The organism is Pseudoalteromonas sp. MER144-MNA-CIBAN-0113 (assembly GCF_040308965.1).
GTDB classification, from domain to species: Bacteria; Pseudomonadota; Gammaproteobacteria; order Enterobacterales; family Alteromonadaceae; genus Pseudoalteromonas; species Pseudoalteromonas tetraodonis.
On record NZ_JBEOOG010000489.1, the window covers coordinates 1 to 251 of the forward strand.

At 39.8% G+C, this 251-nt stretch carries 1 protein-coding gene; it reads left to right on the top strand.

The window, feature by feature from the left end; translation table 11 throughout:
- Positions 1–251 (top strand): hypothetical protein (locus tag AAEY57_RS20625; RefSeq protein ID WP_350608740.1); only part of this gene is annotated, 251 nt, incomplete at both ends.

Genomic DNA, 251 nt, shown 5'->3' on the forward strand with positions numbered 1-251 from the left:
GATTATACCTACAACCCAGTCAATCGCTTGATAGATGTCGATACCAATGTTTATCAATCAAAAACGCAAATTTTGCGTGACTCTGACTATATTAAAAACCCAGGCTTTGAGTTTGATGCTGAGGTTAAAACCACGGGCGCTAAAGTTCAAAATACCAGCTTGATTGATAGCAGTGTTTTCGCTGGTGTACCCGGTACGCATAAGCTAATCGCTGGCGTTGAGCATTACAAAAAAGAGTCAGATTATAATAG